Below are 20,771 nucleotides of genomic sequence, written 5' to 3' on the forward strand. Positions count from 1 at the left end.
AATTCTTCCACAGAAACTTCGGGATATCTCTTTTTATTTTTAAATAAATTTTCAAATCCTAATTTCTGTAATACTTCATGAATAAAAGTATCCGAACCTACGGTCATATAAGGATTCTTCCAAATTAAATAAGCTATCCTTTTGGTTTGCGAAACTTTAATTTGAGTAAAACCAGAAGCGATTTTGTGATTATAATTCTTTGCTAAATCTTCTTTATTTAAAACCTTTCCGAGTTCAGAAATGAAATTAGCATTGTCTTCTAAAGTTTCGATATCAGTAACCCAAACTTTAAAATCTTTCATTAATTCCTCTACCTGAAGTTTTTCGTTTTCTTCTTTGTTGGCGATAATTAAATCTGGTTTTAAAGATCTAATTTTATCAATATTCAAATTTTTTGTTCCACCAATCACTTCCACCTTCTTCACCAAATCTGAAGGATGAATGCAGAATTTCGTTCTTCCAACAACTTCATCAGCAGTTAAGCCAAAATCAAATAAAGTTTCAGTAATACTGGGAACCAGCGAAATAATTTTCATGGAATTTAGAGTAATTTACCCGCTAAGAACATGCCTGCCACGGTGAAGTAAATGATCAAACCAGTGACATCCACCAGTGTTGCTACAAATGGTGCGGAGGAAGTTGCAGGATCCAGTTTGAATTTCTTTAAAACAAAAGGAATCATAGAACCCGAAAGTGTTCCCCATAGAATGATTAACACGAGTGATACTGCGATACTCAGTCCGATAAAAACCCAATGTTCTCCATAATCATACAAGCCCATTTTCTGCCACATCATAATTCTGGTAAAACCGATAATTCCTAAAATCCCACCCAGAAAAACGCCGGATACAATTTCTTTTTTCATGACGTACCACCAATCTTTCAACGTAATTTCCTGAAGTGCCATAGCGCGAATAATCAAGGTTGCCGCCTGTGATCCCGAGTTTCCTCCACTGGAAATAATCAATGGAACGAATAAGGCAAGTACGACTGCTTTTTCAATTTCATGTTCGAAAAAACCCATCGCCGACGCAGTTAACATTTCCGAAAAGAAAAGAATCACCAACCACGTTCCGCGCTTCTTGATCATCTCGGTCCACGAGGTTTGAGTATATGGCATATCGAGCGCATCAACACCCCCGAATTTCTGAATATCTTCTGTATTTTGTGCTTCAATCTGATCCAAAATATCATCAATGGTTACAATACCGACCAGCACGCCGGCTTCAGTAACAATCGGCAAAGCAGACCGGTCATACTTTTCGAAATAGGTTACCGCATCTTCTTTCGTCGTCGTTGTTTTGATTGCAACAAAATGATTATCAGTAATTTCGGAGATTAAAGTATCTTCTTCGGCAAGTAATAAAGATCCAATCGCGATATCATCTACAAGTCGGTTTTTTTCATCAACCACATAAAGATGATTCATGGTTTCTACCTTCTTGCCCACTTTTTTAATTTGCTGGAAACATCTTTTGACGGTCCATTCTTTACGGATTTGAATATAGTATGGCGTCATCAATCGCGCAATAGAATCTACATGATAACCTAAAAGTTTCAGCGCAATTCTTCGTTCCTGCGGATTAAGATGATTGATGGAATACCGGATTAATTCATCGGGAAAATCTTCAAACAAAGCCGTTCTGTCATCCGGACTCATGGCATTCAGAATTTCAGAAGCGTCTTCACTGGCAATACTGCGAATGGTTTCTTCCTGAAAATCTGGGTCTAAATGCGAAAAGACATTGGATTTATATTGCTTTGGAACCTTTAAAAATGCCAAAAGCCGCTCGTCGCCACGAAGTTGGCTGAGCGTTTCTGCAATATCCTGCGGATTAAAAATAAGTTCCTGACTTTCCAAATACGGTATTTTTAGAGAATTGCAAAAGTAACGAAAATAAAAAAGATTAAAATTAAAAAATGTTGTAGTTTTGGGAGTGATTGTAGCGATAACCTAGCATTAACCATCATTTATAAAACAACAAAATGAACAAAATCAGTAAAAGAGACGTAAAATTTTTCCTTTTGGGAATATTTACATTATTTGTAATCGAAAGCATTTGGAATTGGAGAGAGCACGCTTCGTCTTTCAAGAGAGGATTTAACGATGGTTACAATTCTAGTCGTTAATGAACAAAACATTTTGATTCTTTCCAGCGAGACAACTATGGAATATCTCATCATTATAATCCCAACGGTTCTTTAATATATTGAATCCTCGAAGATGTAGGCTTAATAAAACACTTATAACCATCTTACCGAACTTTAAATAAGCTTAGATCGATGAACACCAACTCAGTTTTTGAAATAATTCTCACCAAATTTTAACTTTCCTTTAAAACAGTTTCGAAGACTAATTCCCTAAATTTACGTCATGAAAACCTTTGGCAGAGATTTACTCACAAAAATACAGCAGGCAACACTTCAGGGTGAAGCCGCCCACGAAGTTTACTCACCACCTTATCGACCACTATATTCTTACGATGAAATTTTAACTAAAAATCCAAAGTTCGCCGCCGTCAACATTTTATTATATTTAAAAGAAAACGAATGGTATGTACCGCTTTTTGTTCGTAGCGAAAATGAACGAGACCGACACAGCGGACAAATTTCTTTACCCGGTGGAAAAAAAGAAGATTTTGATCTTAATTTTGCGGCCACAGCCAAACGCGAAACTTCAGAAGAGGTTGGTATTGATGAACATTATATAAGAATCATTAGAGAACTTTCGCCGATTTATATTCCACCGAGCAATTTTTATGTGAAAGCGTTCGTATCTTATACCAAGAAAAATCCACAGTTTTTCCTACAGGAAACCGAGGCAGTTGAGTTGATAGAATTTCCGATTTCATCAATATTAACTTTAGGTAATGAGCCAGAAATGAGAGTTTTACCAAGGTCCCGCGGCGTGAAAGTTCCGGTCATCGATTTTAATGGTTATATCATTTGGGGCGCGACTTCGATGATCTTAAGCGAGTTTAGTCAGTTGCTGAAAAATTTGTAAATTCGCGGATTATGTTAATTAGATAATGGCCAAGAAAAATATTTTCACGGATGCCTTTGGTAATCTGTATTTCCTAAAAAGACTGATTATTTTCGTTTTAGGAATTATTTCCTACAGAAGGTTCAATGGATTTAATAAATTGAAAATTTCCGGAACCGACCATTTGGTCGATTTACCAGATACCAACGTTCTTTTCGTATCCAACCATCAAACGTATTTCGCTGATGTTGCAGCGATGTACCAGGCTTTTTGTGCTGTAAATAATGGTTATTTAAATTCTATTAAAAATCCGATTTATCTCTTAAATCCAAAAGTTGACATTTATTATGTTGCAGCTGAAGAAACCATGAACAAAGGTTTCATGACTAAAATCTTTAAATTAGCTGGCGCCGTTACCGTAAAAAGAACCTGGCGAGCAGAAGGCCACAACGTCAACAGAATGGTAGATTTATCAGAAGTTGAAAATATCATGAAGGCGCTCGATAACGGTTGGGTGATTACGTTTCCGCAAGGAACAACTTCGGCTTTTGCTCAAGGTAGAAAAGGAACAGCGAAGTTGGTTAAAAATCAAAAACCCATTGTAATTCCAATAAAAATTAATGGTTTTCGACGGGCGTTCGACAAACAGGGTTTGCGTGTAAAGGTAACCGGAGTTAAGCCAACAATGGAATTTAAACCAGCTTTAGATATCGATTATGAGAACGACGATGCACGTACGATCATGCATAAAATCATGGTTGCTATAGAACAAACCGAGGATTTTAACGTTCTACACGATTATGATGAAGAACTAAAAGCACAAAAAGCTGAAGTTCAAAATTAATTAAAAGTTCCTATGAAAAAAGCGATTTTTGTATTTCTAATAATGATTTTAGCGGGTTGCGCCAGCAGCAGCAATCAAAAAAAATATTCTGATTTCGATTATAGTTTTGCCAGAAGTGGTGGTCTTTCTCCGATTTATGAAAACTTACTAATAAAAGGAAATAAAGCTCATTATTCTTTTGAAGGACATGGTAAAAACATCAAAAAAGATTTTACGATTACCAATGAAGATTTAAAAAACATTGAGAACACATTGACTCAAAATAAATTTACAAGAATTCAAGAAGATTATAGAAAGTTATATGATAATATTTCTGTTGAGATCAATGTAAAAAGAGGTAGTAACGCTGGTAGTAAAACAGATGCTTCTTTGATTATGGAGAAAAACAAAGATCAATGGGAAAAGATTGTAAATACTTTTCAACAAGTCATTGACAGCAAAGTAAATCTGGATTCTTAAAATAACTCGACTCAACCGATGCAAAATATCTTAGAGCAATCTAAAAACAAAACCAGAGTTCTTGTATTAAGTTCCCAATCTGCCGTCACCCAACTTTTACTTGAAGTTCTTCAGTTTCATGAAAAAGATTTTGACTTTTATTTAGAAGAAGGCTCGTTCAAAAATTCAGATACCGATTTTGTCATCCTGGAAACTTCTAATCTTGAAGAAGCAACTTTATTCGAACCGAATATTGCACTGATCACTTCTGACATCTCTAGTAAGGATGTTATCTCGGTGATTGAAAAAATTACTCCGGGCGGTGTTCTGGTCTATCATTCGAATCTGTCCGAGCTTGTAGAAGCATCATCCAATTTTTTTAGAAAGTTAGAATTTACCGGAACAGCTTTTTCAAAAATAGATTCTAAGTTTACTTTACAAACCAATCTTGGCGACATTCCTATTTCGTCTTCTGATGAAAATCTGATCCAAAACATCGAGGGTCTTAAATTGCTTTCTCAGCAATTCGGCGTGATGGAAGAAGATTTTTACGAACCGGTGATGAGTTTTGAGTAGAATAAAAGGCCACGAATACACAAATAATTCCCTATAATTTTATTTAAAATTTTAGCAGTTATTCAATTAGAATAATAGCAAGCTGTAAAAGAAGTCGGTAATTCTCAGCAAATAAAAATTCATTAAATTTACTATCTAAAATTGTAAAAAATGAGTTATCAGCATTCCGGAAAAATTCCACAAAAAAGACATACTGTTTTCAAATCAGAGGATGATCAATTTTACTACGAACAACTTTTCGGTACCGAAGGATTCCACGGAATTTCATCACTTTTATACCATATTCACAGACCAACGCAAATTAAATCGATCAGCGAGCCGAAAGATGTAAGTCCAAAAATTGCAGTGGCTAAAAATGTAACTCCGCGGATGTTCAAAGGAATGAACGTGACAGCAGAGAACGATTTTTTGGATAGTAGAAAAATTTTGCTGGTCAACAACGATTTGAAAATGGGACTTGCAAAACCGAAGAAATCAACCGACTATTTTTATAAAAACGCAGAGTGCGATGAACTTTTATTTATTCATGAAGGAAGCGGAACACTGAAAACTTTTCTCGGAAACCTTGAGTTTTCTTACGGTGACTATTTAATTATTCCAAGAGGAACCATTTATTCAATAGAATTTAAAGACGAAAATAACACGCTTCTCTTTATCGAAAGCCATTCGCCGATCAATACTCCAAAACGATACAGAAATGAGTTTGGACAAATGCTGGAACATTCTCCTTTTTGCGAACGAGATATGATCGCTCCAACATTTGTGGAACCTATCGATGAGAAAGGCGAATTTTTAATTAAAGTAAAGAAAGAAGATCAAATCTGGGATTTCATTTACGCCACGCATCCATTTGATGTTGTTGGCTGGGATGGTTATTTTTATCCCTATAAATTCAATATTAAAAACTTCGAACCGATCACTGGTCGAGTTCACTTGCCGCCGCCTATTCATCAGAATTTTGAAGCGCATAACTTCGTGGTTTGTTCGTTTGTGGCGAGGATGTATGATTACCATCCACAAGCAATTCCTGCTCCATACAATCATTCCAACATCGATTCTGATGAAGTTCTGTTTTATACAGAAGGTGATTTTATGAGCAGAAATCATATCGACTTAATGGATTTCACTTTACATCCAGGCGGAATTGTCCATGGTCCTCATCCCGGAGCGATGGAACGCAGCATCGGCAAAAAATCTACGGAAGAATTTGCGGTGATGATCGATCCTTTCAGACCTTTTAAAATTACCGAAGAAGCGATGAAAGTAGAAGATCCTTCTTATAAAACTTCTTGGCTGGAAGAGGAGGATAATTACATAGCGGACCGTAGCCAGGAATAATTTCTTTATGACTTTTATCAAAACTGATTTTGCTCATTTCAATTCTGAAATGAAAGAATTACTTTTGAAAGGTAAACAACAGCAATTAAAAAATAAAAATATGATTCAGTATGTCAGTGCCGAAGACGCAATTTCATTAATAAAAAGTGGTGACCGGATTTTTTCTCACGGAAGTGCTTGTACTCCAAATCTTTTAATCAGCGAGTTGGCTAACCAAGCCGGCAGATTGCGAGATGTAGAGTTCGTTTCGATCACGCAACAGGGAAATGTAGAAGTTGCAAAACCTCAATATAAAGACAGCTTTTATATCAATTCACTCTTCGTTTCAACGCCTGTTAGAGAGGCTGTGAATTCGGATCGTGGTGATTTTGTACCTGTTTTTTTAAGTGAAATTCCTATTCTTTTTAAACGAGGAATGCTTCCACTTGATGTTGCGATGGTAACAGTTTCTCCACCAGATAATCATGGATATTGTACCTTAGGAACTTCGGTTGACGTGGCGAGAAGTGCAGTTGATACTGCAAAAATCATCATCGCTCAGGTTAATCCAAGAATGCCAAGAACGCATGGTGATGGAATGATTCACTATACTAAAATCCACAAAATGGTATGGCATGAAGAAGAATTGCTGACCGTTGACTACGGCGCAAAGGTCGGTGATTGTGAAATGTTGATTGGTAAAAACGTGGCAGAATTAATTGATGATCGATCCACATTGCAAATGGGTATCGGAACCATTCCAGATGCGGTTTTAAAATGCCTGCATAATCACAAAGATTTAGGTGTGCACACCGAAATGATCAGTGACGGAATCGTAGATTTAGTTGCTAATGACATCATTACCAATAAATACAAGGGAACGCATCTTAACAGAACGATTACCAGTTTTGCTTTCGGAACCCGTAAATTGTATGATTATATTCATGATAATCCATCCTTCGAATTCATGGATGTGGAGCATGTGAATTATCCGATCAATATCATGAAAAATAAAAAAATGGTTGCGATCAATTCCGCCATTGAAATTGATTTAACCGGACAGGTTTGTGCAGATTCTATTGGAACTTATCAGTTCAGTGGAATTGGTGGACAAATGGATTTCATGCGTGGTGCAGCACTTTCTGATGGTGGAAAACCAATCATCGCTATCTCATCCAGAACTAAAAAAGGAATTCCGAGAATTGCCCCTTTCTTAAAACAAGGCGCGGGAGTTGTAACTACTAGAGGTCATATTCATTACGTCGTTACTGAATACGGTGTAGCTTATTTGTATGGAAAAAATTTAAGACAAAGAGCAAAAGCACTGATTGAAATCGCCCACCCTGACGACAGAGAAATGCTTGATGCAGCTGCGTTTGAAAGATTTAAAGTATTGGTTTAAACAATAAAACAGCTCAAAATCCTCAATGAAAGTTGGGGATTTTTGATTTGAAAAAGTATTGATTTGAAATAATTTATTAAATAGTCACTTATTGATTCTTCTCGTTGAGAAGAATATTATATTTGCCGAACAAAAGAATCTAATTTGGAAAAAATCTACAATACAATAAAAGAAGATATTAAAAATCATCCTGATTTGAAATCTTCACTTTTAGGAATGATTGAGGATTGGAAAAGAAGCCAGTTTGTGATTTTGGCAGACATTATTTCAGAAAATTTAGCGAATTCTTTACCTTTAACTGATCCTAGAAGACTCAGTTTGGGAACTACTATTTCCCCAATAACTTTACAGCGGTTTTTCGAAAACGACTATCAGTTTAAAACGCATAATGATTTACGTTTCATCAAAACATTAGATAAAATTTGCATCTTCCTCGGCAAAAATGATTTGAATGATTATATCCATCAAAACTTTAAAGACGAGAATAACTTAAAGCCAGAAGAGGATGCCAACAATAACTTATCCGATAAAGAACTGGTATCTAAATTTTGTGAATTTCAGTTCGATGCACTCAAATATTTGCCCAACATTAATCTTGAAAAACTTTCAACTACGGTTGGTAAAGACTCTCCAATTTTAGCAAGAACGGTGTCGTATCTCAAAGACAAAAGCGAAAACAACTTGGTTTTTGTTACCGAAAACAATCGCTCCAATTATGAAATTTATCAAATTACGACAGTATCTGAAGATTCAGAACTAAGAGTGATTAAAACAAAAGAATTTTGGAATCTGGTTTTTAAAGACGAGCGAGAAAACAATTTCGTCGTGCATCACATCAATACCCAGTTTTACTTTATCAGAAACTTCGGTGATCACTGGAAAATTTGGGACAACTACAATCCAGATTTTGCGAATTTGGCAAAAATAAACTAAGCCACTCGACCGGCTTAGTTTAAAAATCATCATTTGTGTATTTAGAATCGCGCTGTGCTTTTTTACAGGCACAAAAGTATCGCGATTATTCCGCAAAATTTAGACATAAAAAAACTTAAAAATACCTATCACTATTTGCATTTATTCTAGCACCGTTTTTAGTACTCCTAAAATTTTTGTACTTTGCATTACCTAAAAAAGAATAAAATGTCAACACTTACATTTGCTGAAAAAATAGCGCAAGCAGAGAATTTCTTACCCATAAACGGAACAGATTATATAGAATTTTACGTGGGAAATGCCAAACAGGCTGCCCATTTTTACAAAACTGCATTCGGCTTTCAATCGTTAGCCTATGCGGGACCAGAAACTGGTATTCGAGACAGAGCATCTTACGTTTTGCAACAGGGTAAAATCAAACTGGTTCTTACGTCTGGTCTTAATTCTGATTCTCCGATTTGTGAGCATCAAAAAAAACATGGCGATGGCGTGAAGGTTTTGGCACTTTGGGTTGATGATGCTTATTCAGCTTTTGAAGAAACAACGAAAAGAGGCGCTAAACCTTACCTTGAACCTCAAACCTTAACCGATGAACATGGCGAGGTAAGAATGTCTGGCGTTTACACGTACGGCGAAACGATCCACATGTTTATCGAACGGAAAAATTACACCGGTGAATTTATGCCTGGCTTTCAAAAATGGGAAAGTGATTACGCACCAGAAGAGGTAGGTCTTCTTTATGTTGATCACTGCGTAGGAAATGTGGATTGGGACCGAATGATTCCTGTCGTAAAATGGTATGAAGACGTTATGGGATTTGTAAATATTCTAAGTTTTGATGACAAGCAAATCAACACTGAATATTCTGCGTTGATGTCTAAAGTGATGAGTAACGGAAATGGTTTTGCAAAATTTCCTATCAATGAACCGGCCGAAGGAAAGAAAAAATCTCAGGTAGAAGAATATTTAGATTATTACGAAGGCGAAGGCGTTCAGCATATCGCGGTTGCGACCAAAGACATCATTAAAACCGTTGTCGAATTAAAAGCAAGAGGAATTGAATTTCTTTCTGCACCGCCAGAAGCTTATTACGAAATGGTTCCCGAAAGAGTTGGTCACATTGATGAAGATCTAAAAAAATTACAGGATTTAGGAATTTTGATCGACCACGATGAAGAAGGTTATTTACTCCAAATTTTCACCAAACCAGTTGAAGACCGTCCTACTCTTTTCTTCGAAATTATCGAAAGACACGGAGCCCAAAGTTTTGGAGCTGGAAATTTCAAAGCATTATTCGAAGCATTAGAAAGAGAACAGGCAAAAAGAGGTAACCTATAAAAAACACCTTTGAGTTCGACCTGAATTTGAACTAAAAAATACTTTAATGAAAAAAATATTCGCAGTTCTTTTTTTAATTTCCGCTTTGGGTTTTAAAGCGCAATATGGAACGATCAATGCGATTCTCGATCGTCTGGAAGAAAAAAAAGGACTGAACAAAAATCTAAGTAATGTTGTCATCGACGATGTGAAATTTGTTTTGATTAAAGATTTCGATGATCATATTGAAAGAAACTTTATCATTATTAAAGGCAACCTCGCAACTTACGTAGAAGTTTTTGATGACAAGAAAACGGGCGACACCTCTTCTAATGTTTTTTCCGGCGACGTCGTTCGGTCAAAGAATCAGATTCTCTCTCTAAGAGCGGATGAACTGGAAGGCAAAAAATTACCTTTACCGATTACCAAAACATTCTTGATGACCCAACAGAAAAAAATTCTTTATCTCATCGACATCAACACGAAAGAACGATGGATCGAGGAACGTGCGCTCAACAAAAAATAAACAGCAAACAAAATAAGGTTCAAGGCCGGAATTAAAATCCATGCTTTGAACCTTTTCTATAACGAACAATTATTATGAAATCATTTATAACATATCCAGAAAATTCAGATTTTTCAATTCACAATATTCCTTTTGGCGTTGGGGTTTTTAACAAAGAATATATCGCCTGTTGTTCCAGAATTGGTGACATGGTGATCGACTTAGCTACTTTGTACGATTACGGATTTTTCGATGAAATTGAAGGAATCGAAGAAAATATATTTGAAGCCTTTACTTTAAATGAATTTATAGAATTAGGCAAACCGGTCACCAAAGCCGTAAGGTTGAAACTGCAGGAACTTTTACACGAAGACTCGAAACTGGCTGGTGATCAAAAAACGATTGAAGAATGTTTCTACGATTTCAATCAAGTTCAAATGATGATGCCTGTTCATGTACCAAACTACACCGATTTTTACAGCAGCATCGAACATGCGACTAATGTCGGCATGATGTTTCGAGATCCAGCAAACGCATTGCTACCAAACTGGAAACATCTCCCGGTTGGTTACCACGGTCGCGCTTCTTCGATCATCATTTCGGGAACAGAATTTCACCGTCCGAAAGGTCAGACCAAACCAGTCGCTGATGAAAATCCGATTTTTGGACCTTGCAAACAACTCGATTTCGAATTGGAAATGGCGTTCATCGTGAATAAAAACACCGAAATGGGCGACAGTATTTCAACTGCGGAAGCTGAAGATGCTATTTTTGGACTGGTCATTTTTAATGATTGGTCGGCCAGAGATATTCAGAGTTGGGAATATGTTCCCCTCGGACCATTTTTAGGAAAGAATTTCTGCTCTACAGTTTCGCCTTGGGTGGTAACTTTAGAAGCCTTGAAGCCTTTCAAAACAGATTCGCCCAAACAGGAACCTGAAGTTTTAGATTATTTAAAATTTGAAGGTCATCAGAATTTCGACATCAAACTTCAAGTCTATATTCAACCGGAAAATGGACAAGAGAATTTAATTTCGCAAAGCAATTATAAATTCATGTATTGGAATATGCTGCAGCAACTCGCTCATCACACGGTAAACGGTTGTAATGTAGAAGTTGGCGACATGTATGCTTCCGGCACCATCTCAGGAACTGACAAAAGCTCTTTTGGATCTATGCTCGAACTAACTTGGCGCGGTACAGAACCTTTGAAATTATCAGACGGAACAGAACGTAAATTCATTAATGATAATGACACCGTGATTATGAGAGGGCATGCTGAAAAAGATGGAATGCGCGTTGGTTTTGGTGAAGTTAGAGGAAAGGTGTTGGCTGCGAAATAATTCATAACCACAAAGTCACAAAGAATCAAGTAACAATGATACTTCCTAAAAGTTCATGAAGATTGTTTGAATAATTAACAGAAATTTCAACTTCAAAATTATGACTACACAATCCCGAGTTGATGAGCTAACTTATAAAATTAATGGAGCTTGTATTGAAGTACACAAAATCATCGGACCTGGATTACTCGAAAGTGTTTATCATAAATGTTTAGAAGAAGAACTTAAGTTAAGAGACATCAAATTTAAATCGCAGTTTAAAATTCCGCTTTTCTATAAAGAGAAAGAACTTTTTTGTGATTTCTTCTGTGATTTTTTAATTGAAGATTGCATTGTAATAGAATTGAAATCTGTTTCAGCACTGAGTGATATCCATCGAGCGCAAATACTTAATTATATCAATTTGATGAAAAAACCTAAAGGAATTTTAGTTAATTTTAATGTGAAAAACATAATGCATCAAGGGCAAGAAACCTTTGTTAATGAATACTACAAAGCATTGATGTAATCTATAATCTTGATGATCTGAAACAAAATTTATAACAAAATAAAACCATAAACACTTTGTGACTTTGTGGTTTAAAACCATAAAAATGAAAACAATTTCTCCACAAGACTTAAATAACTTCGAATTACAAACGCTTTTGCAGACCGCAATTGCACCAAGACCAATTGCTTTAGCGTCAACGGTTGATAAAGATGGAAACGTCAATTTAAGTCCGTTCAGTTTCTTTAATATGTTCAGTTCAAATCCGCCTGTAGTGATTTTTTCGCCAGCGAGAAGAGTTCGGGATAATACGACCAAGCATACTTTAGAGAATGTTCTGGAAGTTCCTGAAGTAGTTATTGGCATTGTTAACTATAAAATTGTTCAGCAGATTTCTCTTTCTTCTACGGAATACGGGAAAGAAGTGAATGAGTTCGTGAAAGCTGGATTGACCATGAAAGATGCAGACGTAGTTCAACCAAAATTAATTGAAGAATGTCCGGTTAATTTAGAGTGTAAAGTTTTAGAAGTTAAACACTTAGGAACAGAAGGCGGCGCTGGAAATTTAGTCATTTGTGAAGTCATTAATATTCATGTTCGGGAAGAATACCTGAATGAGCAAGGAACATTAGATCAAAAAAAATTAGATCTGGTCGCCAGATTAGGTGGAAACTGGTATTCCAGAAATAATGCAGATAACTTGTTTGAAGTTCCGAAACCTTTGGTTACAAAGGGAATTGGATTTGACCGATTACCCGACTCCATCAAATTAAGCACAATTTTTACTGGAAATGATTTAGGAATGTTAGCGAACACCGAAGAATTACCAAGCGGTGATTTTTCGTCGGAGGAAACGATTCATGTACAAGCGCAAAAACTCCTGCATCAACATCAAATTGTGGAAGCCTGGGAAATTTTAAAACAATAAATAAGAGAGTGATTAAGTCACTCTTTTTTTTGTTCTTTTTTTAATTATTTAGAACTTTTGACTACATATTTAATTTTTTAAAATTGACCATTGAATTAAACACAATCGTTCACATTGTCCTGATATTAGGAATTGACGTAAATTTTACCTATATTAAAATCAAAGAAAAACACCATCTTCATTTAATTAGACGAATAACATCAAAGCGAAATTTTACAATTTGTTTAAATCAATGAAATGGATTTTCTAAAGAAAGATTCACAATAATTTTTAAAAGAAACAATATGAACAAGAAATTAAATGAACTGAAAAAAGTTACTGCTGAAAATTGTATCACTCTAATTTTAAATACGCATCGAACTTTACCAGAAAATCAAAAAGATGCCATCGTTCTAAAAAATTCTATAAAGGAAGCAGCAGAACGATTGATGACATCTTTAGAGAAAAATAAAGCGCAAGAAATCGCAGAATATTTAACAAAACTCGCAGCCACGATTGACCACTCCCATAACTTAGAAAGTTTGATTCTTTTTGTAAACGTGGAGAAGCAGATCGCTGAGTTTATTAGATTACCAATTGCCGTGGTTGATCGCGTCATTATCGGCGATACATTTGCAACCCGTGATTTGTTAAGAGCGATTCACCTGACTTCCAATTATTACGTTTTGGTTTTGAGTCAGCAAAAAGTGAGGTTGATTGAAGCGATGAACGATGATGTCATTCGCGAGGTTGGAAATCCCTTCCCCATCGAAAATAAAGAATTTCACACCACTTCTGCAATTGAAGGTTCTGATGCAGGACGAAAAACGAATTTAATTGCAGAATTTTTTAACCGCATTGATAAAGAAGTAAATAAGATCAGAAAAGAAAATCCTTTACCTGTGCTGATCTGTACGGAAGAAGGAAACTTTCATGAATATCTGAAAATTGCAGATGAGCAGGAAAGTATCATTGAGAATTATCTCAACGGAAATCGTCTAGAAGAGAAAGCAGCTGCTATCGTAAAAGAAGCATGGCCCATCATTAAAGAGCGTACCGAAAAAAGAAACAGCGATCTAAAAAAAGAGTTGGATCAAGCCTTGGGGGGCGGGCGGTTCTTGAGTGACGTGAATGAAATCATGGCAGCCATCAAAGAAGGAAAAGTACAGACCATTTTCGTGCAGAAAGGACTTTTTCAACCCGCACTTTTGAGCAATGGTTCTGTTACTCTCTTACAGGAAAATGACGAGAAACCGAAAGATGCGATAGATGACATTTTCGATGAAATGATCGAAATGAATATGAACTATGGCGGTGACGCAGTCTTTTTACCGAAAGGTTCCTTAAATGAATTCAATGGCTTTGCAGCAATTACGAGATATTAAGCAAACCACATTTCAAACGTAAAGCCACAGATTATTGTGGCTTTTTTTATGGGGATATTTACTGAAGATATTACTTCTTAATAAATTTAAATGTCTTTAAAGTTCCATCGGACTTAGCTTTAACGATATACATTCCCGGTTTTAACTGAGAAACATTTAATTCCAGTTTCGACGATTTTGCAGAAGCTGAGACAAGTTGCTTCCCGGAAAGATCATAGATAGTATAACTTGAAATTTCGTTCACATCAGAAATGGTCAGGATATCTTTTACTGGATTTGGATAAAATTTCAGCGTTGATTGAATTACATTTTGAGTGGCCAAGTCTGCTTCAAAAATCTTCACATTATCCAAAGCTAAATAAAACTGATCTGGATCTGAAAAAGCCCGAAACGACAAATAGTAAACACCATCTGCTGGAACAGTGAAATTCACCGTAGCAGTTTCGTAGGGATAATTCACAATTTCTTCATTGATCCATAATTGAGTTGTTTGTCCTGCAACGGTTGCCGCAGAACCAATCTTCACCTCCATTTTTTCCGGAAAATAAATGTCGATTCCCTGGTAATCGAACTGCAAAGTAAAATTCTTACCAGCTTCCAGGTTAAGTCCTCTGGAATAAAGATAGGTATTGGCTGGATCGGTGTCGTTATATTGGTAGATCATGTAGTAAGTTCCTTCAGAAGGATCGGGCGTCGACGCCGAAGCCGTCATCCTTTCCCAAATATTACCGGTCCCTTCGTTGGTGATAAACCATTCATCCAAATCAACGGTTTCGAATCCGTAAGAATACGGAAGATTAGCACTTGAAGCAGGTTTCTGAGTAACTTGATTTCCATTGCTATTTTGAGCCATCAAAAAGGAGCCACATAACAAAGAAATTCCAAAAAGTAGAGAATTTTTCATATTGTTTAATTTATAATTAATTCAAATCTAGCAAAACTAACTTAGAAAGACCGTGAATTATCTAATAAAAAGCACTTTTCACCTTTCTATTAATAATTCAAAAATTTCGACAGTTTCTTTAAGAAAGATTAAAAAATTGAAAAATTCAATTAATTAATTTTTCCTATTATTGAAAAAAATAATTTTATATGAAGAAGATTTATCTTATCGCCTTGACCGCAGCGTCTTTTTTCTGTGCCGCACAGCAGACAATTTCATTTGAAAATTCCGAAAATTTTACATTAGGAAATATTCACAATCAGAACGGTTGGGAAGTCACTCTGAATTCTGATGAACAGCCAATTCAGGATCAAGATGTCTCTAATGAATTCGCATCTGACGGTACTCAATCTTTAAAAATCAATGTAGATTTAAATGAGGATTTTGGCTGGTTTCCAATTTTTGGTGCCGCAAAAGAACTGTCTCCAAGTCTTGATTATAAGAATTTGGATGTCGAGTTCGATGTTTACATTTCTGAACTGGAAGGTTCCACGTTCGAGTTCGGAGCATACGGAATTGTCGCAGATGAGTTTGTGCCTGTTTTTGTTTACTCCTTTAATTATACGGGAAATCTGGAGTTGGTCAACAGTGTAAATTATGATTATGAAAATGCCAATTTTACATGGGAACCCAATCAATGGTACAAACTAAAGATAGAGATTCGGGAGAATTCTATTCTTTATTATATCGATGGAAACCTAGTTGCTACTGGAGAGAATTTCACTAAAACCAATATCGAAGGGATCAACTTTGTACATGACAATTTTAGCGGTGCTGCGTACATTGATAACATTAAAATTAACAATGTGGAACTCGCCGTGCAGTCAGTTCAAAATAAAAAATTGGTTACCTATCCTAATCCAGTGAAAGATGTTTTAAAAATAGAACTTCCACAAGGAGAAAAGATAAAAGTAGTTGAAGTTTATAATGCTGTTGGACAAAAAGTTGCTCAATTCAGCGACCAAAAGCAAGTTTCGCTTAACAACTTAAAAGCTGGTTTATATCTTGTAAAAGTTCTTACCGACAAGGATTCAGTTTATACAACCAAAATTATTAAAGAGTAATTCATAAAAACACAAATCCCGCTTCACATTTGAAGCGGGATTTTTTATCTAAATTTTTAAAGTCTTAATTAGTTATTTTCATCTTTCAAACTTAAATCTGCATTTAAATCAGGATTCAATTTTAAGGCTTTTTTGTTTTGATTATTTCTCAATTTGATATTTAAAACTTCGACTAATAAACTGAAAGCAAGACAGGAATAAATAATATTTTTACTTACATGCTGATGAATTCCTTCTGAAACCAACATCACACCGATCACCACTAAGAAAGAAAGTGCAAGCATTTGCAAACTCGGATATTTATTGATGATCGCAGAAATTGGTCCGGCAAAAGCCATCATAATTCCGATTGAAATAACCACGGCAATAATCATTAGTACCACATTATCTACCAAACCGATCGCGGTAAGAATAGAATCCAGGGAGAACACCATATCGATAATAATAATCTGAATAATCACCATCGCCATCAAAGATGAACCTGCAGATTTTGGTTTGTGATTTTCATCGTGAACCTGCATTTTTCCGTGAATTTCGAAAGTACTTTTACCGATCAAGAAAATACCTCCCAATAATAAAATTAGATCTTTCCAACTTAAAGCTAAAGGAATATCAGTTCCCGGTTCTTCTAAGAAAGGTAGGGTTAAAACGGGTTCTTTCAAACCGATAATCCAGTTGATCATTAATAATAAAGCAACACGGAAAATCATGGCGAAAGCCAATCCCAAATTTCGGGCAAACTTCTGTTTGGCTTTGGGTAGTTTATCGGAAATAATAGATATAAAAATGATATTATCAACACCGAGAATGATCTCTAAAAAAGTAAGTGTTAATAAACTGATCCAGATTTGCGGTTGCGCAAAGTCAGGAAACTCAAGGACTGATAATAACATCATAAATTAAATTTTGGTGCGCAAAACTACCGAAATTTTTATTTAATCTAATATTAATTTTTATTTACATTGGCTCTTCGAACTGCTTGCTGATAAAGGATGTCATCGCTAGGACTGCTTTTTCTAAATCGGCGGGAAGTTCCTTTTCCGTCCAGGGTTCTTTCGCTCCAAAAGTATGATTCGCATTTTCGATGAAGACCAGTTCCGACGTTTTACACCATTCATTTAATAAGTAAGCTTCCTTATCTTTCACAGCGTCATCGCTCGTTCCCTGAACAATTAAAAAAGGTTTTTCCAAATGTTGGGCGGCATATTGAATATCAAACCGCTTTTCATTTTTCTCAAAATCTTCAAAGAACTGAAAATAATGCGGCATTTGCTGATGCGTTCTTTTGTTTTCAGAATACATTACGCCCTCGGTTTTCCAGTCTTCGAAACGATCTTGAGAAGGGAAACGGTATTTGAAATTGCTGACTCCTGCCAAAGCAACTAAAACTTTTACGCGTTCATCTTCAAAACCTTTGATGACGGTAATTCCACCACCACGGCTGTGTCCGATAATGGCAACCTTTTCTTGATCTACCTTTTGATGATTATAGAAATAGTTTAAAACCTCATCATAATCTGACATTTCTTTGGAGAAGTTATTATTTCCGAAAGCTTCTAAGTCTGCAAAATCTTTTGGTTGCCCAACCGTTGTTCCGTTATGCGAGAAGTTAAATTTAACAAAGAAAAATCCAGCTTCTGCAAATTTCTTAGCCATCAAATCCCAGGCGCCCCAATCTTTATAACCTTTATAACCGTGAGCGAAAATCACCAATGGTAGTTTCTGTTCACTTTCAGGGTAATAAAAATCTGCTAAAAAGTCCCGCGTTTCGGAATTTTCAATGATGATATTTCGATCGATATTTAGTTTCATGATGAATCTTTTTATTTTTATTAAAGTTACTGATTTAAAACAAAAAACCCTTCAAACCACAAAAGGGCTGAAAGGGTTTGAATTATTTAATCTTACAATTTTACCAAATTTTTATTCTTTCATTTGGCGCTCTGTATAATTTATCACCCGGCTTAACGTCGAATGCTTTGTAGAATGAATCCTGGTTCACCAAGGGTCCAAACGCACGGAAATAACCAGGGGAGTGAGGATCGGTTTTCACTTGATTTACCATATATTTCTCCGTTGATTTGGTTCTCCAGACGGTTGCCCAACTCATAAAGAATCTTTGATCTTGTGTAAATCCACTGATTAATCCTGGATCTCCTTTATCTTTCAAATACATTTGAAGGGCAGTATAAGCCACGGCTACTCCACCTAAATCACCAATATTTTCTCCACTGGTAAATTTACCGTTGATGAAACTTCCTTTTACCGGTTCGTAAGCATCATACTGAGTTGCTAAAGCTCCAACTTTCGCATCGAAGTTTTTACGATCCGCTTCAGACCACCAGTTATTCAAGTTTCCATCACCGTCAAATCTAGAACCTGAATCATCAAATCCGTGCGAAATTTCGTGACCGATTACGGCTCCAATTCCACCAAAATTTACAGCAGGATCGGCTTTAAAGTTAAAGAACGGCGGCTGAAGAATCGCAGCTGGGAAAACGATTTCGTTGTTAGAACCACTGTAGTATGCATTTACCGTTTGTGGCGACATTCCCCATTCGGTTTTATCAACAGCTTTTCCTACTTTCTCTAAATTTTTAGCGTAAGACCACTCTGTAATATTTTGAAGGTTTTTGTAATACGTTGCACCTTCATCTTTACTGTTTAACTGTAATTTGGAATAATCTTTCCAAGTGTCTGGATAAGCAATTTTCACAGAGAATTTCGCTAATTTTTCCTGAGCTTTCACTTTCGTTTCTGGAGTCATCCAATCGTTATCGGCAATATGTTGCTGAAACGATTTTTTGATATACATAATGTACGTTTCCATCTGGCTTTTCGCTTCAGCTGGAAAATACTGGTCTACATATAATTTACCAAATGCTTCTCCTAAAACACCATTGATCACGCCTAAACCTCTTTTGTTCATCGCTCTTTGCTCTTGCTGACCCTGTAGATATTTTGAATAAAAATTGAAACTTAAGTCATCTAATTTCTTATCCAGATTTCCAGCATTTCCTGAAACCATTCTCGCTTTCATATATTCTTTGATAAGCGGAAGTGTTCTTTCGTTCATCCAGGAATCCATTTTCTGGTAATATTTAAGTTCACCTACAATCACCTTGTCGGTTTTTACACCAGCATCAGCCAAGTATTTCGGCAAATCAACATGCTTAACCAATTTCGAAAGTTCTGGCAATGTTTTCGGGTTGTAACGCAAATTCGCATCACGGTTTTGCTCGTTGGTCAGCATGTCGTTGGCCAGTTGTTTTTCGAAAGCAACCACTCGCTGAGCAGTTTGATCTGCATTTTTATAACCGATCACTTCGAATAACTGAGCCAGGTAATTTTTGTATTCCACCAAAGTTTTGGTGTTTGCGTCATTTTCTTTCTGATAATAATCGCGTCCTAATCCTAATGATGCTCCGCCCAAATAAACTGCGTTCATCACCGAGTTTTTCATATCTGGACCCACACGCCAGGCGTAGAAAGGATTGTCATTGGTTTTGGTTGCCTCCGTTAAATAATTCTGTAACTGAGCAACAGTTTTAATATTGTCGATTTTCTGCAAATCTCCTTTGATAGGATTGATTCCGTCGGCATTTCTCTTATCCCAATCCATAAAGGTTCCATAAAGATTCTGGATTTTTTGACCTTCAGAACCTGGAGCAAATTTGTCTGCCAAGATTTTGTCCAAAATTCCTAAAGAAGCATTATCAACATCTTCTCTTAAAGCATTGAAGCTTCCCCAACTTGATTTGTCAGAAGGGATTTCGGCAGTCTTCATCCAGTTTCCGTTGACATAATTAAAGAAGTCATCTTGCGGACGAATGGACGAATCCATATAAGAAAGATTGATTCCCTCGTCGTTGGTTACGACAGGTTTCACTTCAGTCATTTCTGTTGTTTCCGTAGTTTCTGTGGTTGCAACTTTAGCAGTTGAACAAGAATTCAGAAAAACTACGCCCGTAAAAGCAAGGACAGTAATGGTAATTCTTTTCATAAGTTAAATTTATTGATTTTTAAAGGTCTTATGGTATCGTCAATCTTCTACTTTATTTAGGTGTAAAATTTTTGAACGACGATTTCAGAAGACTTATTATTGATTTATAATGAATATTTCAAAGATAGCAATTATTTTAAAGTCAAACTGACTTGATATTAGGGATTCCACTTTGCGTAAGGGATTGCAACGGCATCCTTTTTTTTAACGATGGATTTTGCCAAGGCAAAAAAGACCTGCCTGCCGGCAGGCAGGTATAGTGGAAAGCCCGACCTGAATGAGGGAAAATGGTCTCGTTAAGAAAACGAGACGAATTTCCCGAAT

General features: G+C 36.1%; 20 protein-coding genes. 14 read left to right on the forward strand and 6 right to left on the reverse strand.

The features are described 5' to 3' along the window. Both ACEYOS_RS13485 and mgtE read right to left on the reverse strand, forming a co-directional pair. A partial coding sequence (locus ACEYOS_RS13485; RefSeq protein WP_373797595.1) for an ABC transporter substrate-binding protein occupies positions 1-536 on the reverse strand: 536 nt, incomplete at its 3' end. Between the two features lie 5 nt (positions 537-541). Continuing rightward, positions 542-1,861 (reverse strand): magnesium transporter, encoded by a 1,320-nt coding sequence (gene mgtE, locus ACEYOS_RS13490; protein WP_373797596.1) that lies wholly within the window; start codon positions 1,859-1,861, stop codon positions 542-544. 513 nt (positions 1,862-2,374) lie between these two features. Here mgtE and ACEYOS_RS13495 point away from each other — a divergent pair. From ACEYOS_RS13495 to ACEYOS_RS13555, 13 genes are all read left to right on the forward strand, one after another. Further along, a complete protein-coding gene (locus tag ACEYOS_RS13495) occupies positions 2,375-3,004 on the forward strand; it encodes a CoA pyrophosphatase (RefSeq protein WP_373797597.1) in 630 nt (209 codons plus the stop codon). A gap of 25 nt (positions 3,005-3,029) precedes the next feature. Continuing rightward, positions 3,030-3,827: a lysophospholipid acyltransferase family protein gene (locus ACEYOS_RS13500; RefSeq protein WP_373710064.1), complete on the forward strand. Its 798-nt coding sequence runs from the start codon at positions 3,030-3,032 to the stop codon at positions 3,825-3,827. Positions 3,828-3,839: 12 nt separating this feature from the next. Continuing rightward, positions 3,840-4,286: a hypothetical protein gene (locus ACEYOS_RS13505; RefSeq protein WP_373710065.1), complete on the forward strand. Its 447-nt coding sequence runs from the start codon at positions 3,840-3,842 to the stop codon at positions 4,284-4,286. A gap of 18 nt (positions 4,287-4,304) precedes the next feature. Further along, on the forward strand, positions 4,305-4,841 hold the full coding sequence (locus ACEYOS_RS13510; RefSeq protein ID WP_373710066.1) for a hypothetical protein: 537 nt from the start codon (positions 4,305-4,307) through the stop codon (positions 4,839-4,841). 150 nt (positions 4,842-4,991) lie between these two features. Then, complete coding sequence (locus ACEYOS_RS13515; RefSeq protein ID WP_373710067.1) at positions 4,992-6,179, forward strand: homogentisate 1,2-dioxygenase; 1,188 nt, start codon at positions 4,992-4,994, stop codon at positions 6,177-6,179. Between the two features lie 100 nt (positions 6,180-6,279). Further along, positions 6,280-7,560, forward strand: a complete 1,281-nt coding sequence (locus tag ACEYOS_RS13520) for an acetyl-CoA hydrolase/transferase family protein (RefSeq protein ID WP_373710087.1) — start codon at positions 6,280-6,282, stop codon at positions 7,558-7,560. Positions 7,561-7,704: 144 nt separating this feature from the next. Continuing rightward, positions 7,705-8,493 carry a hypothetical protein gene (locus ACEYOS_RS13525; RefSeq protein WP_373710068.1) on the forward strand — a complete coding sequence of 263 codons (789 nt, stop codon included), beginning with the start codon at positions 7,705-7,707 and terminating at the stop codon, positions 8,491-8,493. Positions 8,494-8,700: 207 nt separating this feature from the next. Further along, complete coding sequence (hppD, locus tag ACEYOS_RS13530) at positions 8,701-9,831, forward strand: 4-hydroxyphenylpyruvate dioxygenase (protein ID WP_373710069.1); 1,131 nt, start codon at positions 8,701-8,703, stop codon at positions 9,829-9,831. 46 nt (positions 9,832-9,877) lie between these two features. Next, positions 9,878-10,336, forward strand: coding sequence for a hypothetical protein (locus ACEYOS_RS13535; protein WP_373710070.1), 459 nt, complete (start codon positions 9,878-9,880; stop codon positions 10,334-10,336). Between the two features lie 74 nt (positions 10,337-10,410). Next, positions 10,411-11,658 (forward strand): fumarylacetoacetase, encoded by a 1,248-nt coding sequence (fahA, locus tag ACEYOS_RS13540; protein ID WP_373710071.1) that lies wholly within the window; start codon positions 10,411-10,413, stop codon positions 11,656-11,658. Between the two features lie 100 nt (positions 11,659-11,758). Next, the gene (locus tag ACEYOS_RS13545; protein WP_373710072.1) at positions 11,759-12,166 is read left to right on the forward strand and encodes a GxxExxY protein; all 408 of its coding nucleotides are present in this window, start codon (positions 11,759-11,761) and stop codon (positions 12,164-12,166) included. Between the two features lie 85 nt (positions 12,167-12,251). Further along, entirely contained in the window at positions 12,252-13,073 is an 822-nt protein-coding gene (locus ACEYOS_RS13550) for a flavin reductase family protein (protein ID WP_373710073.1), read from the forward strand. A gap of 284 nt (positions 13,074-13,357) precedes the next feature. Further along, positions 13,358-14,437, forward strand: a complete 1,080-nt coding sequence (locus ACEYOS_RS13555) for a hypothetical protein (RefSeq protein WP_373710074.1) — start codon at positions 13,358-13,360, stop codon at positions 14,435-14,437. A 70-nt stretch (positions 14,438-14,507) separates the two neighbouring features. Here the strand turns inward: ACEYOS_RS13555 and ACEYOS_RS13560 are convergent, their stop codons facing one another. After that, complete coding sequence (locus ACEYOS_RS13560) at positions 14,508-15,341, reverse strand: T9SS type A sorting domain-containing protein (RefSeq protein ID WP_373710075.1); 834 nt, start codon at positions 15,339-15,341, stop codon at positions 14,508-14,510. Between the two features lie 188 nt (positions 15,342-15,529). Here ACEYOS_RS13560 and ACEYOS_RS13565 point away from each other — a divergent pair, with 188 nt between their 5' ends. Next, a complete protein-coding gene (locus ACEYOS_RS13565; protein ID WP_373710076.1) occupies positions 15,530-16,444 on the forward strand; it encodes a T9SS type A sorting domain-containing protein in 915 nt (304 codons plus the stop codon). Between the two features lie 68 nt (positions 16,445-16,512). Here ACEYOS_RS13565 and ACEYOS_RS13570 read toward each other — a convergent pair whose 3' ends face one another. The 3 genes from ACEYOS_RS13570 to ACEYOS_RS13580 all read right to left on the reverse strand — a co-directional run bounded on the left by ACEYOS_RS13570 (position 16,513) and on the right by ACEYOS_RS13580 (position 20,447). Next, complete coding sequence (locus ACEYOS_RS13570; RefSeq protein ID WP_373710077.1) at positions 16,513-17,340, reverse strand: TerC family protein; 828 nt, start codon at positions 17,338-17,340, stop codon at positions 16,513-16,515. A 61-nt stretch (positions 17,341-17,401) separates the two neighbouring features. Continuing rightward, on the reverse strand, positions 17,402-18,256 hold the full coding sequence (locus ACEYOS_RS13575; RefSeq protein ID WP_373710078.1) for an alpha/beta hydrolase family protein: 855 nt from the start codon (positions 18,254-18,256) through the stop codon (positions 17,402-17,404). A gap of 100 nt (positions 18,257-18,356) precedes the next feature. Further along, positions 18,357-20,447: a M13 family metallopeptidase gene (locus tag ACEYOS_RS13580; protein ID WP_373710079.1), complete on the reverse strand. Its 2,091-nt coding sequence runs from the start codon at positions 20,445-20,447 to the stop codon at positions 18,357-18,359. Positions 20,448-20,771: the final 324 nt, after the last annotated feature.

The sequence above is a fragment of the Kaistella sp. genome (genome assembly GCF_041824135.1).
Lineage (GTDB): Bacteria > Bacteroidota > Bacteroidia > Flavobacteriales > Weeksellaceae > Kaistella.